Source organism: uncultured Gilvimarinus sp., assembly GCF_963972205.1.
Classification (GTDB): domain Bacteria; phylum Pseudomonadota; class Gammaproteobacteria; order Pseudomonadales; family Cellvibrionaceae; genus Gilvimarinus; species Gilvimarinus japonicus.
The window spans coordinates 14634-29613 of the sequence record NZ_CAXAUC010000022.1; the positions used below are offsets into that span (position 1 = coordinate 14634).

Annotated in this window: 9 protein-coding genes and 1 other RNA gene; 6 read left to right on the forward strand and 4 right to left on the reverse strand. The window is 52.2% G+C overall.

What is annotated here, in order from left to right; genetic code table 11:
- Positions 1-110: 110 nt before the first annotated feature.
- A complete protein-coding gene (locus tag AACY82_RS17345) occupies positions 111-3371 on the forward strand; it encodes a type I restriction endonuclease subunit R (protein ID WP_339618116.1) in 3261 nt (1086 codons plus the stop codon).
- A 194-nt stretch (positions 3372-3565) separates the two neighbouring features.
- Here the strand turns inward: AACY82_RS17345 and AACY82_RS17350 are convergent, their stop codons facing one another.
- From AACY82_RS17350 to AACY82_RS17360, 3 genes are all read right to left on the reverse strand, one after another.
- Positions 3566-3847 carry a peptidylprolyl isomerase gene (locus tag AACY82_RS17350; protein WP_339618117.1) on the reverse strand — a complete coding sequence of 94 codons (282 nt, stop codon included), beginning with the start codon at positions 3845-3847 and terminating at the stop codon, positions 3566-3568.
- A 288-nt stretch (positions 3848-4135) separates the two neighbouring features.
- Positions 4136-4526: a transfer-messenger RNA gene (gene ssrA, locus AACY82_RS17355) on the reverse strand.
- A 132-nt stretch (positions 4527-4658) separates the two neighbouring features.
- Positions 4659-5246 (reverse strand): hypothetical protein, encoded by a 588-nt coding sequence (locus AACY82_RS17360; RefSeq protein ID WP_339618118.1) that lies wholly within the window; start codon positions 5244-5246, stop codon positions 4659-4661.
- A 325-nt stretch (positions 5247-5571) separates the two neighbouring features.
- Here AACY82_RS17360 and AACY82_RS17365 point away from each other — a divergent pair, with 325 nt between their 5' ends.
- Both AACY82_RS17365 and AACY82_RS17370 read left to right on the forward strand, forming a co-directional pair.
- Positions 5572-8361 carry a TonB-dependent receptor gene (locus AACY82_RS17365; protein WP_339618119.1) on the forward strand — a complete coding sequence of 930 codons (2790 nt, stop codon included), beginning with the start codon at positions 5572-5574 and terminating at the stop codon, positions 8359-8361.
- 122 nt (positions 8362-8483) lie between these two features.
- Positions 8484-9977: a tryptophan halogenase family protein gene (locus AACY82_RS17370; RefSeq protein ID WP_339618120.1), complete on the forward strand. Its 1494-nt coding sequence runs from the start codon at positions 8484-8486 to the stop codon at positions 9975-9977.
- 58 nt (positions 9978-10035) lie between these two features.
- Here the strand turns inward: AACY82_RS17370 and AACY82_RS17375 are convergent, their stop codons facing one another.
- Positions 10036-12318, reverse strand: coding sequence for an alpha-amylase family glycosyl hydrolase (locus AACY82_RS17375; protein WP_339618121.1), 2283 nt, complete (start codon positions 12316-12318; stop codon positions 10036-10038).
- A 299-nt stretch (positions 12319-12617) separates the two neighbouring features.
- On the opposite strand from AACY82_RS17375, the gene AACY82_RS17380 reads away from it, so the two are divergent.
- From AACY82_RS17380 to AACY82_RS17390, 3 genes are all read left to right on the forward strand, one after another.
- The gene (locus AACY82_RS17380) at positions 12618-13496 is read left to right on the forward strand and encodes a class I SAM-dependent methyltransferase (RefSeq protein WP_339618122.1); all 879 of its coding nucleotides are present in this window, start codon (positions 12618-12620) and stop codon (positions 13494-13496) included.
- A 146-nt stretch (positions 13497-13642) separates the two neighbouring features.
- Complete coding sequence (locus tag AACY82_RS17385) at positions 13643-14494, forward strand: methyltransferase (protein WP_339618123.1); 852 nt, start codon at positions 13643-13645, stop codon at positions 14492-14494.
- Between the two features lie 128 nt (positions 14495-14622).
- Positions 14623-14949, forward strand: coding sequence for a hypothetical protein (locus AACY82_RS17390; RefSeq protein WP_339618124.1), 327 nt, complete (start codon positions 14623-14625; stop codon positions 14947-14949).
- Positions 14950-14980: the final 31 nt, after the last annotated feature.

The window sequence follows — 14980 nt, forward strand, 5'->3', positions numbered from 1 at the left end:
AGTACATGAAAATATGAAATAATTTGGTTTGATCCTGCGCTCAGGCGAGTTTTTCGGTAGTATTCAGGACAGTGTAGTTATACGCCAAAAGGACGAGATAAGGACGGGGCATGGGCAAGTTTACTGAGGAAAAACTGGAACAGGCGATTGTCGCGCTATTGGGCGAGCAGGGTTACCCCTATACAGCCGGTGGCGAGCTGACTCGGGGCCCGTCCGAGGTACTGATAAAAGACGACCTGCGCACCTACCTTGCCAACCGCTACCGCGCTGACGGTATCACCCCCTCTGAAATAGACACCATTATCCGCGAGCTGGAAGCCTTGCCAGCGGCGGATTTGTACGAGAGCAATAAAACCATCCACAAGCGCGTTGCCGATGGCTTTTTACTTAAGCGTGAAGATCGCAGCCAAAAAGACCTCTATGTACAGCTTATTGATTACGCGGGCCTGCCCGAGCAGCGGCTGCCGGAAGAGGGCGAGGTGGAAAGCATTGGCCAGCCACAGGCGGAGTATCACGAGCGCAATATTTACCGGGTGGTCAATCAGCTGGAAATTGAGGGCAACGAGAAGCGCATTCCTGACGGCATTTTGTACATCAATGGTTTGCCTTTGGTGGTGTTTGAGTTTAAGAGCGCTATTCGCGAAGAGGCCACCATTCACGAGGCCTATGTTCAGTTAACGACTCGCTATGCCCGCGACATACCCGAGCTGATGAAGTACAACGCCTTGTGTGTGATTAGTGACGGCGTGAATTCGCGCATGGGCTCGCTGTTTGCGCCTTACGACTTTTATTACACCTGGCGCAAAGTGACGGGCAACGAGGCCATCGAAAAAGACGGCATTAGCTCGCTGCATACCATGTTGCAGGGCTTGTTCGATAAAACTCGCCTGCGCGAGGTGATCCGTCACTTTATTTACTTCCCTGATGTATCCAAAAAGGAAGTAAAAATCCTGCCGCGTTACCCACAGTTTTATGCGGCCACCAAGCTCTACAACAATATTTTGGCTCACCGTAAGCCTGAGGGCGACGGCAAGGGTGGTACTTATTTTGGGGCGACGGGCTGTGGTAAGAGTTTTACCATGTTGTTCCTCACGCGCTTGCTAATGAAAAGCGTGGATTTTTCCAGCCCTACTATTGTGCTGATTACTGACCGCACGGACTTGGATGATCAGCTTTCGAAAGAGTTCTGCAATGCCACCAACTACATTGGCGATAAAATGGTGGTTAGCGTAGAAAATCGCAGCCATTTGCGAGAGCTACTAAAAGGGCGCAACAGCGGAGGTGTATTTTTAACCACCATCCACAAGTTTACGGAAGACGCCCAGCTGCTTACCGACCGCAATAACGTGATTGTCATTAGCGATGAAGCCCACCGTAGCCAGGTTAACTTAGATCAGAAAATCCGTGTAACGGAGCAGGGCGTCAAACGCACTTTTGGTTTTGCCAAATACCTGCACGACTCCTTGCCCAATGCTACCTACGTGGGCTTTACCGGCACTCCTATTGATGCCACCTTAGACGTGTTTGGCGATGTGGTGGACAGCTATACCATGACCGAATCGGTCAAAGACGAGATTACCGTACGCATAGTGTACGAAGGCCGCGCCGCCAAGGTGGTGTTGGATAACGACAAACTGAAAGAAATTGAAGACTACTACAACCAATGCGCCGAAGACGGCGCCAGCGACTATCAGATTGAGGAAAGCAAGAAAGCTAGCGCCAATATGAGCACGATATTGGGTGACCCGGATCGCATTCGAGCCCTAGCCATAGACTTTGTCCACCATTACGAAACTCGTGTTTCTGAGGGCTCTACCGTTAAAGGTAAGGCGATGTTTGTGTGCAGCAAGCGCGAAATCGCTTACGACTTTTGGCAGCAGGTGGTAGAGCTTCGGCCCGAATGGAACGAGGTGCTGGAGGCTGAAGAGGGAGTAGAGCTAACGGACGACGTACAGAGGGGGACTAGTGTCGCGGGAAGCAGGACGCCGGGAGCGACTCGGGAAGAGATTAAACCCATTGAGTGCATAAAAATGATTATGACTCGGGGCAAGGACGACCCCAAAGCGCTCTACGATATGCTGGGTACCAAGGAGTACCGCAAAGAGCTAGATCGTCAGTTTAAAAACCCCAAGTCAAACTTCAAAATCGCTATTGTGGTGGATATGTGGCTAACGGGCTTTGATGTACCATTTTTGGATACCATTTACATCGACAAACCCATCCAACGCCATAACTTGATCCAGACTATTTCCCGTGTGAACCGAAAATTCGAGGGCAAAGATAAGGGCCTTGTGGTGGATTACATCGGCATTAAAAAACAGATGAACCTGGCCCTGGCCCACTACAACAAAGCCGACCAACAGAATATTGAAGAGATTGATCAGTCGGTAATCGTGGTAAAAGACCATATCGACTTGCTGGGTAAGATGTTCCACAAATTCGACAGTAGAGCCTACTTTGATGGCAGCCCGGTAGAGCAACTTAACTGCCTGAATCTCGCTGCCGAGTATGTGCAGCTAACCGATAAGATGGAAAAGCGCTTTATGGCACTGGTCAAACGTCTTAAGGCTGCCTATGACATTTGCTGTGGTTCCGAGCGCATCAGCCAGCAAGAAAAGGACCTTATTCACTTTTACCTTGCAGTACGTTCTATAGTCTTTAAGTTGACCCGTGGCAATGCCCCGGATACGGCTCAGATGAACGCTAGGGTGCGGGAAATGATTACCGAAGCGCTAAAGGCCGATGGCGTTGAGGAAATCTTTAAAATGGGTGAGGGAGACACCAGCGAAACAGATATTTTCGACGACGACTATTTGGCGAAAATTGAAAAAATAAAACTGCCCAATACGAAAATTAAGCTCCTTCAGCAATTGCTCTCAAAGGCGATAGAAGACTTTAAAAAGATCAATAAAACCAAAGGCATGGACTTTGCCGACAAGTTTCGAAAGTTGGTCGATACCTACAATGAGCGTAAAGAAGACTCGACTTATGTGGGCGAGGTTTGGGAAGAGATTACCGATGAGTTTGTCGATTTGATTTCCGCCCTTAAAAAAGAGAAAGAATCCTTTAATGACTTAGGCATCGATATTGAAGAAAAGGCCTTTTACGACATTCTGAAGAAGCTCGCTATAAAGTATGATTTTACCTACCCCGAAGAGAAACTGCTGGAGCTCGCAAAAGCCGTTAAGGCGTTAGTGGATGATAAAGCGAAATATACGGACTGGAGTGAGCGTAGCGATATCAAAGCCGAGCTAAAAGTCGGTCTGATATTACTACTTGCCAGGCACGGGTACCCGCCAGTGGATAAAGATGAAGTGTACAAAGAAATTTTTGAGCAAGCGGAAAATTTTAAGAAATTTCGCTCAGGCTAGGTGTTAACGTCAGAGTCTAGGCCGCTCGCGCATTACTCTATTTTAATTTACCCCTTAACTTAAATTAGTGGGCTGTCTAATTTTAGTTTCGCTCTAAGTGGAAGAAGCTGTTTTGGGGGCTTGAAGGTAACCCCGGTTTCACGAGTTCCCCACGCCCGATTTGAATAACGAATCGGGCGTGGGGCTAGTCCCAGCTAGTCCTGACGCTCGGTCACTTCCAGCAGGTGGTAGCCAAACTGGGTTTTGACCGGGCCCTGGACTTCGTTGACCGGTGCGCTGAATACGACTTTATCGAACTCGGCGACCATTTGGCCGGGGCCGAAGGTGCCCAGGTCACCACCGTTGCGGCCTGAAGGGCAGCTTGAATGATCTTGCGCCAATTTGGCGAAATCTTCGCCGGCTTCGATTTTGGCTTTCAGTTCGTTACAGGTGGCTTCGTCTTTGACCAGGATGTGACGTGCAGCGGCTTGAGGCATAATCGTGTCTCTTTTCTATGGGGTTTAAAGAAGCGCGTACAATAATCGGTATTGGGGTTTAGATCCAGCGCGCCTATGGGGTAAAGGGGGTATTTACGTTTCTTGTGAATATTAAAGGGCTGCGCAAGAGTGTACTTGGGGCCCTAGCCCTCACCGCTTCGCGGCAGCTGAAGCTGCCCTAATTCGTTCCTGACGAATTAGTGAACCCCCTACGGGGGGTGCTTTTAACTCTTCCCGCCGAAAAAGAAAAAGGCCCCACTCCTTTCGGGGTGGGGCCTTTTTGCTTTTTGGTGGAGGCGGGGGGAGTTGAACCCCCGTCCGCCGGCACTCCGCTCGCGGCTCTACATGCTTAGTTTCCGTTAATTGATTTAACTCATCTGCGACCCAACGGGCAGGGTGCAGCGAGCGAGTTCGCTTTAGGTTTCACAGTGTTGCCACGATCAAAACAACACAGCTATCCAGTTCTGTATGACAGTCTGTAACGCGGTACTGGCACCTTGTCATAGACCGCTAACGGCGTACCGTTAGAAGTGCTTCATCAACCGCTTACGCGGCTAATTGGGCACCGTAGTTGTCGTCATTGGCAACTAATAAATTGCAGCTTTGGATTAACGTGATTCGCTACCATCACGACATGCACCTTGAGTTTTGCCACCGGCGTCGAATCCAAGTCGCCCCCAAATCTGGGTGCTGAGCTTGTCAGCAAAACCGTACCCTTGTGACAGGCTGATGACAGCCAAGTTCCAAGGGCCGGCCATTGTAGGGCCCGCGGGCCCAGAGCACAAGGGGTATGACGGTGTTTAGATACGCCTTAGAGTTTATCCAGCTTTAAGGCCTCGGCGTAAGCTTTTAGGTCGTCCAAGGCGGTGCCACGGCCCGCTTTAAGGGTGAACATGGCGTTGTTGTTAATGATAAGCGTAAGCTCGGGACGATCTTCGTCGCCGTTGTAGATGGCTTTTTGGCCCTGAATTTTAATGAGTTTGCCGCCGTTCATAGTGATAATTGAGGGATTGTTGATCATTCCCATCATCGATTGCAGCATTGGGGAGTCCATTACCAGCTCGATGGTGACCTCGGCGTCGCCCTTTGCATACTCGCGATTGGCTGAGATGCCACCGCCCATCATTCCGCCCGCTGATTCGCTCTCGATCTCGCTTGCCTCCCAGCCGCTTAGCGCGTCGGGAAACACGGCTTTAACGGCCTCGGCTTTTTGTTGGCCAATCAGGCCTGCGGCGTAATTTAGCTGGTTGGCGGCCTCGGACAGATCGCCGCTTTTGTAGGCGCTGACACCCTCGTCAATCGCATCGGTGACCTCATCGGCCTGAAGGTTGCCAGCGGCCAGTGCTAAGGCGATGCCGGCAATGATAGCGTGCGGGGGGCGGATTGTGGGTGTTTGCATAATAGAGTCTCCTTCTCTGAGTGGATTTATATTATCGCTAAGGCGGCTGCGGTAAATCAATGTTTGGGTGTGGTGGTGCCCACTTATGTGATGCTAATGGTCTATGGTTTCAGTATTACATACGTATTCATAAGGTTTATCGCGCTTGAATAGTTTTGAATACGTATGCAGTGAATTGCGCAGGGATGGGCGCTGGCACTAACCTGAACCACAGTTCATGACGAAAGCTTAATACCTGAAACCTTGAGCGTTTGTCAGCCACCTGTGAGGTTGTTACCCCGGTGGTGCTATGACTGATAATAATAGACCTAAATAGGATTGCATCATGAAACAAGCCAAAAAGTTGTTGCTGCCTTCGGCCATTAGCTGCGTTATTGCAGGTTTTGCCCCCATTGCCTTTGCCCAATCTGACGCTGTACAGGAACCCGCCCTTGAAGAGGTGGTGGTTACCGGTATTCGCGCTAGTTTGATTAACTCAATGGCGATTAAAGAGGATGCCAGCTCGATCGTTGAGGCGATCTCCCCTGAAGATATTGGTAAGCTGCCCGATACCAGTATTGCCGAGTCGTTGGCCCGTTTGCCTGGCCTTGCCGGTGAGCGTCGCGATGGCCGCACCAGTGGTATTTCGGTGCGCGGCTTTAACGAAAACTACGTGGCCACCACCATGAATGGCCGCGAGCTGCTGGGCATTGGCGACAACCGCGGGGTTGAGTACGATTTGTATCCCTCAGAGATCGTATCTGGCGCTGTGGTATACAAAACCCCCGATGCTAGCCTGATCAACCAAGGTTTGGGCGGTATTGTCGATTTGCGTACCCGCCGCCCGCTGGAGAGCGACCGCATTATTAGCTTTAACGGCAGTTACGAGATGAACGGTTTGGAGTCGGGCAACCCAGACTACGACGATACCGGTCACCGTTTGGCGTTAACCTATTCCGATACCTTTGCCGACGACACTTTGGGCTTGGCGGTTACCGTTGCCACAATGGAATCCCCTAGCCAGGAAGAGCAAGTGCGTGCGTGGGGTTACGCCGATGCGCCCGACGGCTCTAAAGTCTTGGGTGGTCACGATACCTTTGTACGTTCAGCGCTAATGAAGCGCGACACTATCTCGGCGGTCGGTCAGTTTGCACCGAACGACCGTTTAACCTTTACCGTCGACGCGCTTTATATCGACTTTGAAGAATCTAAAGTATTCCGGGGCTTGGAAGAGGGCGGTCCGGTCTGGGGCGGCGCCAACTGGAGCGCGACCTCAATTGAAGATGGCTTGGTTACCTCCGGTCAATGGGATGGTTTTCACAGTGTAATCCGCAACGATGGCGAAGTGAAAGACGGCGACTTGTCGACCTTTGGCTTTAATGTGGAGTACATGTTGTCTGATGATTGGACGTTGACCTTTGACGCCGCGCACAGCGAGTCGACCAAAGATTTGATCAACATGGAGAGCTACTCGGGTGTTGGTCGTGCAGGCACGGTCACTCAGGGCGGCCCAGCGGCTCGCACTTGGGTAATGGACCCGTCCACCGGGGTACAGTACAGCGCTCACCCTACTATCTCGATGCCTGACTATACCGACCCAGATGTTATTCGCTTGGCGGGCCCACAAGCCTGGGGCGGCGCCATTGCACCTCTGGTGGGTGGTAACAGTAACGCGCAAGATGGTTTTGTTAACAACCCTACATTTGAAGAAGATCTAGACACTTTGCGCTTAAGTGCCAAAGGCGAGATCGATTTTTCGATTCTCGACAGTGTTGAAGTGGGTGTAGCTTACTCGGATCGCAGCAAGTCTAAAGTTAACTACGGCGCCTTTTTGGTGGCCCCCGGTTACGATGATTCACTGCCCGCCGATCAGCAGACGGATATTGCCGTACCTGAGCAATATATTGAAGGCACCGCGAACTTAGACTTCTTAGGGTTGGGCGGCATGCTGGCCTACGATGGCATTGGTATGTATCGCGATGGTTTGTACCGTGAAGTGGATGCGACCAAAGCCGAGACGGCGCGTTTGGGTGATACCTACAGTGTCGATGAGGAGGTTATTACTGCGTACGGTATGGCTAACTTCAGCGCCGGTATTATGAGTGGTAATGTTGGCTTGCAGGTGGTGAGCACCGATCAAAGCTCGACCGGTTTTGATACCTACACCGGTGCCGACGGCACTGTGGTAGCCACCCCGGTAACCGGCGGCGCGGATTACACCAAAGTGTTGCCAAGCTTGAACACTAACTTCCAAATTACCGATAACCAAGTCGTGCGTTTTGCGGCGGCTAAAACCATGTCGCGTGCTCGTATGGACGACATGAAGCCCAACAACACCATAGGCTTTAATTTTGACGAGCAGCGTCGTTTAAGCTCAGATCCAGAGTTTAGTGCGTGGAGCGGTTCATCGGGTAACCCCGGCTTGAAGCCCATCGAAGCGATTCAGGCTGATTTGTCTTACGAGTATTACTTTGCCGACGATGGTTATATTGCCGCGGCTTACTTTTATAAAGACTTGCAAAACTGGCACCTGAGCACGCGTGAGCTGACAGACTTTACCTCGTACATTGTGCCGGGCTATCACGATAAAGATATTCCAGCGCTGGCATCTACCCAAGGTTACACCGACTCTATCGTTGAAGCGGGTGACGGCTACGCAAAAGGTACCGAGCTGCAAGGTAGCTTGCCGTTCCATATCTTTAGCGATTGGCTAGACGGCTTTGGCATTATTGCCAGTGCGACTTTCTTGGATGGCCAGATTGAGTACGAAGGTGTTGAGTCTGATATTCCGGGGCTGTCGGACGAGATATACCAACTGACAGCGTTTTACGAGAAAAACGGTTTTGAGATTCGCATTAGCGGCCGCAAGCGCGACCAGTACCTGACCGAGTTTTACGGTACTAGCTTAGCGTTAACGCCCACCACAGACCAAGGCGCTGAGTTGATCGATGCGCAGATCGGCTTTGACTTTGGTGCAGCGGGTATTGAATCACTGGACGGTTTGACGATCACTTTGCAAGGGCAAAACTTAACCGACGAAGAGACAGTCTCGGCGGCTGAAGATGATCCGCGCCAAGTCAATAAATACCAGCATTTTGGGGCTAACTACCTGCTGGGTGTTAACTACAAGTTTTAAAGCTCTCCTCCGCTTTATGTTCGGCGTCGGGTAAAACCTAGCCGGCACGCTTTAGCCCCTGCTACCCTTTGGTAACAGGGGCTTTTTTGTACCGGCAGGTATTTGTATCGGGAGTTAATAATTTGGCTAAGTTTAATGTGGTAATTGCCGGCGGTGGCAGCGCCGGTTGGATGGCCGCCGCTATGCTGGCGCGGTTACTGGGGCCGCAGCTCAATCTCACCTTAGTGGAATCCAGCGAGATTGCCACAGTGGGTGTGGGCGAGGCGACCATCCCGCCGATTCAGGCATTTAACCAGGTACTGGGCATCGACGAGGCGGAATTTTTGCGCGCCACCGGCGGCACAATAAAGCTGGCGATTGAGTTTAATGGCTGGACATCATCTGCCAGCAGTTACTTGCATGCGTTTGGCAGCTTTGGCCGCGAGCAAGGTTTTGCGAGCTTTTACCACTACTGGCACCGGGCGCAAGCCGAGGGGTTAGCCGGTGACTTTTGGCAGTATTCGCTAAATGCCCGCGCCGCGCGAGCAGGTAAGTTTGCCCCGTTGGATCAGATTGCCAATACCCCCTTGCCGGGGCTCAATTACGCCTACCACTTTGATGCGGGCCGCTATGCCGAGCTATTAAAAAGCTATTGTAAAAAGGCCGGTGTTACTCATATCGATGCGACCATCAATCGGGTGCAGCTTGACGCCGATCAAGGGCATATTAAGGCTTTGCAATTAACCGGTGGGCAAACGCTGAGCGGCGATTTTTTTATCGACTGCACCGGCGGCCGCTCGTTGTTGCTGGGTGATGCGCTGGGAGTGGCGTTTGATGATTACCTCCAGTGGTTGCCGTGCAATCGTGCCATCGCACTGCCAAGTGAGCGTTTAACCCAGCTGCAGCCTTTTACCCGATCGAGTGCTCACCGTGCCGGTTGGTGTTGGCAGATACCGTTAGCGCATCGCACGGGTAATGGCATCGTGTTTAACGCCGATGTTATGACTAATGAGCAAGCGTTAGCTGTATTGCAGCAGCAGTTAGCCGGGCCGGCGACGGGGGAGCCTAAAACCATTCACTTTAAGGTGGGTCGCAGACGCCAACAATGGCATAAAAACTGTGTGGCACTGGGGCTGGCTAGCGGTTTTTTAGAGCCGTTAGAATCCACCAGTTTGCATTTAGTGCAGAGCGCCATTACCCGCTTGGTTAAGTTGTTTCCGTGCGGGGCGATCAATACCCACGATGTCACAGAGTTTAACCGGCAGGCGCAAACGGAGTTTGAGTCGATACGGGATTTTATTATATTGCACTACCACTTAAATGGCCGCTCTGAGCCCTTCTGGCGCGAATGCCAAACAATGGCGATACCGGACGCTTTGGTGCACCGCATTGCACTTTTTAAAGCGAGTGGCCGAGTGTTTACTGACGCCGGTGAGCTATTTACGGAACCCGCTTGGCAGCAGGTAATGCTGGGGCAGGGCATAAAGCCCGAGGCATATCACACCTTGGCTGATGGCTTAAGCTCGTCGCAGTTGGGGGAATTTATGAGCCATTTAGACACGATTTACGGCCGTACCGTTAACCAGCTTGCTAGCCATGAAGAATTTTTACGCTCGGTACAGAAAGCTTCAGCGTAAAGTGTCGACATAAAAAAACCGCCGGGGTTGCCGACGGTTTTTGTCTCAGTGCTAAGGCTTACAGGGCGCGGTAAGACAAGTTGTTGTCGTTTACTTGCAAGGTGACGTTACCGGTTCGGCCATCGGTAATGTCATTGCCCGTGCTATCGAGTATGCCATCGCTATTGTTATCGCCGTAGTTGGTGGACCAATCACAGTAGCGGTCAAACTTATAACGCTGACCGGCGGCGCCATCGAGCGTGACATTGACACTCCAGGTATTATCGGCGGTTAAACTCATTGCCGTGCAGCTCCAGTTGTTAAAGGTGCCACGCACGTAAACACCGTCCCAATTGCTGTTAAAGCCTGCGGCCAATGAGTTGATGCTGTAACTTAGCTCGGCGTCGTTTACTTTCACGCGGTACTGACCAGTCACATTGGTATTGATGTCATCGCCGTTACTGTCCAGCACGCCGTCAGGGGTGTTGTTGTCGCCATAGTTTTGGCTCCAATCGCCGGCTAAATCAAACTTAAAGCGCTGGTTGGCTTGGCCGTCAAACTGAACGTCTAATTGCCAGGTGTGATCGTCGACCAACGTCATGGGACTGGCGGCCCAGCCGTTGGACGTACCGCGAAAGTAGAGCGCATCAAAGTTACTGATTAGCTCATCGCCACCCACCTGAATACTTACCTCTCGGCTGTCAGTGGCGCCTTGGTTGTCGGTCACGGTTAAGCTAAAGGTAGCGGTGCCGGGGTTGTCCAGCGTGGCGGTAATGTTTGATGTGGTGGCACCGGTGCTCCATAAATAGCTGACAATACTGCCGTCACTATCGTACGAGTTAACGCCACTGAGGGTTACTTGGCTACCTGTTTCTAGCGTCTCGGGGGCGCCCTCAATAATCGCGACCGGAAGCTGATTGCTCACGCTGGGCCGGGCGCCGCCATGAATGGCTGAGGCTGATTCAGGGCCGACGCTAAAGCTGGCAAAGCCGTTGTTGTCGACACTGATGTTGGTGCCGCTGCATTCATCATCAGCACGTAAAATATCGCAATAATCGCCGGCGGGCATGCCGGTGTAGAGGGTTTGGTTAACGCTGCTTTGACCGTTGTTGATCACCACAAAGCCTTTGTCGCCGCGCCCAAAGGCAATGGCGTTATCGTTAATCACCACTTGATTATCAAGGCTCCAGGCGTCCACGGTGTAATTTCTAAAACCCACCATATTGGCGATGTTGCCCCAGCGGTGCTGACATACCCAGCCGTTGGCGTCACAGCCGCCGGGGGCAGGCGGGCCTATGTCGGTGCCCGCTTGAGTGGTTTCATCAAACTCGTAACCGGACATGATTTTGGGATAACCGTATGGGTAGGCCAACATAAAAACATTGGCCAAATTGTACTTGGCGCCATCTTTGTAAAATAAATTACCGCCGCCACCGTGGCCGCGCTCGCGGTCGTGGTTATCGACAAACACTAAGGCATCGGCTGAGGGCAGTAAGCCCCAGTTTGGGCCAAGCTCTAATAAATGCTTAATTTGACCATTAAAGTTGCCGGCCAGTGCCGGGCCGTAGCTAAACTCAGTAACAGCGCCTAAGTAGGTGTAGTTGGCAGGTTGGATCTCTGGAGCTTCACCGCCGGCGCCAATCACCTCTAAAAATACCCAGGGGTTACCGGCGGCTTGTAAAAAGCCATTAATGTCGGACGGTGGCATATGTTTCGCCGCGTCGATGCGGAAGCCATCAACGCCCATATTGGTGAGGCGCGTTAAGTAGTTGGCGACGGTATCGCGCACATAGGGTTGGCTGTGATCCAGATCGGGCATACCGCTTAAGTCACAGCTCCATACAGAGTTTGCGTCCGAGTAATCGGTGGCGCAGCCGGGGTGAAAGTCTTGCGTGCTAAATTCGGGGTAATCGCGCGGTGCCCACCAAGTGCTGTCGACACCGTAATTGCCTTCGACTAAATGATTGGCCATCTGGTTGACGACTATATCGGCGTAAATTTTTACACCGGCACTGTGGCAGCGGTTGATCATGCTTTGCAGTTCGGCTTCAGTGCCGCTGCGGCTGGTTAAATTTTGGTAGGTGATAGGCTGATAACGCGTCCACCACTGCTGGCCTTTGACGTGTTCGGTGGGCGGTGATATTTGTACCGCATCAAAGCCCTTGGGGCCGAGAAAGTTTTCGCACTCATCGGCTATGTCGTTCCAGCTCCACTCAAATAAGTGCACAAACGCGGTGCCAGCGTAGGATGACTGTGCCGCCAGCGTAAGCGCGGCGGCGCCCACGAACTGTTTAAAAGGTAGGCGCGTAAAGGTTTTTTGCTTAAGCCGTTTAGGTGTTGCGGGCAGGGCAATAGCTTTCATGTGTGACTCCCAGTTTGGTTATTGATTATGTGGGTGCATCAAAAGAAGTCGCAGGTGGGGCCTGCTAATGCCGAACGCTAATCGCCTAGGGCGATGGCGATGATCTTTATTGGTTTAACTCGGCACTGCCAGACAACATAGGTCGCGCCTAGGGGCAAGGCCAAGATGTATACGTATGCAGTGAGGTTGAATACGTATGCAGTTTAATAATGTTGAAAGATGCGAAATGGCGGCGACGGCTGGCTTTTTTATGCCCAGACTTTTATCCTGTGCGCCATAAACGTTAGTGAAATGGCCCTATGACCAGCGATATACGCTCGACAACCCAACCCCCCGTTATGACAGACCCGAACGTGCCCGATTGGGTTAACCTGAGCTTGCCCGAGACGTGGGCTGACCGTCTTTGTTTTAGGAGTGTTGCGGGGCTGCTTAAGTTTGCGCGCCTGGTGTTGGGTAAACCGCAAAAGGTGCAAGTGGATAGCAGTGACCCATTGTTTGCCGACATCCCTAAATATGCGCTGCAGGAGTTTCATAACCTGCCTAACGGCAACTATTCTAGCCAGATATCCCGTGGCTATATCACGGGGTTTGATGTCTCGATGCTGGGGCAGATTCAGGCCGCCCGGCGGGCTATGGCGCAGCGGGTAGCGCACTGCAACGCGGTGCTGGATATTGGTACCGGCGGCGGCAAGCTTGCCGCGCAGGTGCGTGCCGCCGGGCCGCGCGATGTCTGGGGCATTGATGTGTCGCCGTATCTGCTAAAGCACGCCGCGGCCGATCATCCAGGGGTCTCCTATTTGCAGGCTCCAGCCGAGGCAATGCCCTTTGCCAGTGGCCGTTTTGACGGCATTGTTGCCTGTTTTTTGTTTCACGAATTACCCCCTAAATACGCCGCGCAGGCTTTGGCCGAGTGCCACCGGGTGCTGCGTCCCGGCGGTCAGTTATTGATTGCCGAGCCCTCGGAGAATCAGCTGCAGCGGGTGCGCTTGCGCTCGCTACTGCGCCGCTCCGGCTGGCGGCACCTGTATTTTAAAACCCTGGCGCGCTTTGTTCACGAGCCCTTTGTGATGGCGTGGCACAAAACCGACAAGCCCGCTTTATTTGCCCGCTCAGGCTTTACCCTGCTTGAGCACACAGACGAAATTCCGGTTAACTTTTACGCGTTGCGTAAAGACTAAACACCCCTTGGGTGATCTCGGCGCTAAAGAGCAGCACATTGCCCGGCCGATGTGGTACGTTTAGGGGAGCTTTGCGTCTGGTGTGCGAGCGAGTCGCAGCAAAATACGTATGTTTAATATCACTGAGTAATCTAACGGAGCAGACAATGGCCATGAAAAGCGGCTTTATCGTCAAGATGTTACAGGCAGGCGTCATCGCAACAGCGCTGACGGGCGCAGTCAGTGCCATCGCGCACGATACCGATAATGAAAAACTTAACCAGGCGCTGCACAGCGATTATCGCTCCGATACAGCGGCGCGGGATGAGTATCGTCACCCGGCCGAAACCTTGAGTTTTTTTGGTGTAGAACCGGATATGACCGTGGTAGAAATTTGGCCCGGTGGTGGTTGGTATACGGATATCTTGGCCGCCTATTTACGTGATTCCGGCACTTTTTACGCCGCTCATTTTAACCCTAACAGTGACGTGGCTTACTTCAAACGCTCACGGGAGGCCTTTGGTAAAAAAATGGCCGAGCACCCAGAGCGTTACGATCAGGTAAAGCTCTCGGTATTTAACCCCCCGGACCAATACGACATTGCCCCCGTGGGCAGCGCCGATGCGGTATTGACCTTTCGCAATGCGCACAACTGGTATATGAACGGTGGCGGTGAAAAACGCTTGCTGGCTGCGTTCTCATCGTTTTATCGTGCCCTCAAGCCCGGTGGCGTGTTGGGTGTGGTTGACCATAGGCTGCCCGAGGATCGCGATGATGCGGAACAACAAACGAGCGGCTATATTAAACAAAGCGTCATTGAAAGCGTCGCCAAACAAGCCGGTTTTGTATTGGCCGACACCAGTGATATCAACGCCAACCCCAAAGATACGGCGAATCACGAGAAAGGCGTCTGGACGCTGCCACCGTCGTACCGTTTGGGGGATGTCGATCGCGCTAAATACCAAGCGATTGGCGAAAGTGACCGGATGACGCTTAAATTTGTAAAGCCTAAAAAATAGGTGATAGACGCAAGAATAGACGAGTGAGACCTAAAACGGAGCCAAACTGAGCTCCGTTTTTTTATCTTGGTCGGGCCTTGCCAGCGGTACTGGCCCACCCCCAAAGATTTCGCTAAAGGAAGGCGAGTATGTCGCTATCGAACAGTCGTTGCGGTTATACCATAGCGCTATTGCTCGGGTTGCTATTGGCCGGCTGTAGCGTTAACCCGGTGGAAGAGGCTGCGGTTACTCGTGCAAGGCTCGAACATAAGGCGCAAAAGGTACTTGCCACCATGTTGCGCGATAGGCCCAAGCTGCAAGCGGCCATTGATACGTCAAAAGGGTATGTTATAGGGCTTAACGATCGGCTTTTGTTGGGGCCGGTAAGCGGTAGTAGCGGCGTAGCGCTCTTGGTGGACAGCAATGAGGGCACGCAAACCTATTTAGATATTGATGATCCCTACCATCAAAACTAGACACTCAATTTAGCGAGGGCTTCTTGCTCAA

What these genes read in the sequence shown, in the direction of transcription:
- AACY82_RS17345 (WP_339618116.1), top strand. Translation starts at nt 111, where the DNA reads ATGGGCAAGTTTACTGAGGAAAAACTGGAACAGGCGATTGTCGCGCTA.
- AACY82_RS17350 (WP_339618117.1), bottom strand. Translation starts at nt 3,847, where the DNA reads ATGCCTCAAGCCGCTGCACGTCACATCCTGGTCAAAGACGAAGCCACC.
- AACY82_RS17360 (WP_339618118.1), bottom strand. Translation starts at nt 5,246, where the DNA reads ATGCAAACACCCACAATCCGCCCCCCGCACGCTATCATTGCCGGCATC.
- AACY82_RS17365 (WP_339618119.1), top strand. Translation starts at nt 5,572, where the DNA reads ATGAAACAAGCCAAAAAGTTGTTGCTGCCTTCGGCCATTAGCTGCGTT.
- AACY82_RS17375 (WP_339618121.1), bottom strand. Translation starts at nt 12,318, where the DNA reads ATGAAAGCTATTGCCCTGCCCGCAACACCTAAACGGCTTAAGCAAAAA.
- AACY82_RS17380 (WP_339618122.1), top strand. Translation starts at nt 12,618, where the DNA reads ATGACCAGCGATATACGCTCGACAACCCAACCCCCCGTTATGACAGAC.
- AACY82_RS17385 (WP_339618123.1), top strand. Translation starts at nt 13,643, where the DNA reads ATGGCCATGAAAAGCGGCTTTATCGTCAAGATGTTACAGGCAGGCGTC.
- AACY82_RS17390 (WP_339618124.1), top strand. Translation starts at nt 14,623, where the DNA reads ATGTCGCTATCGAACAGTCGTTGCGGTTATACCATAGCGCTATTGCTC.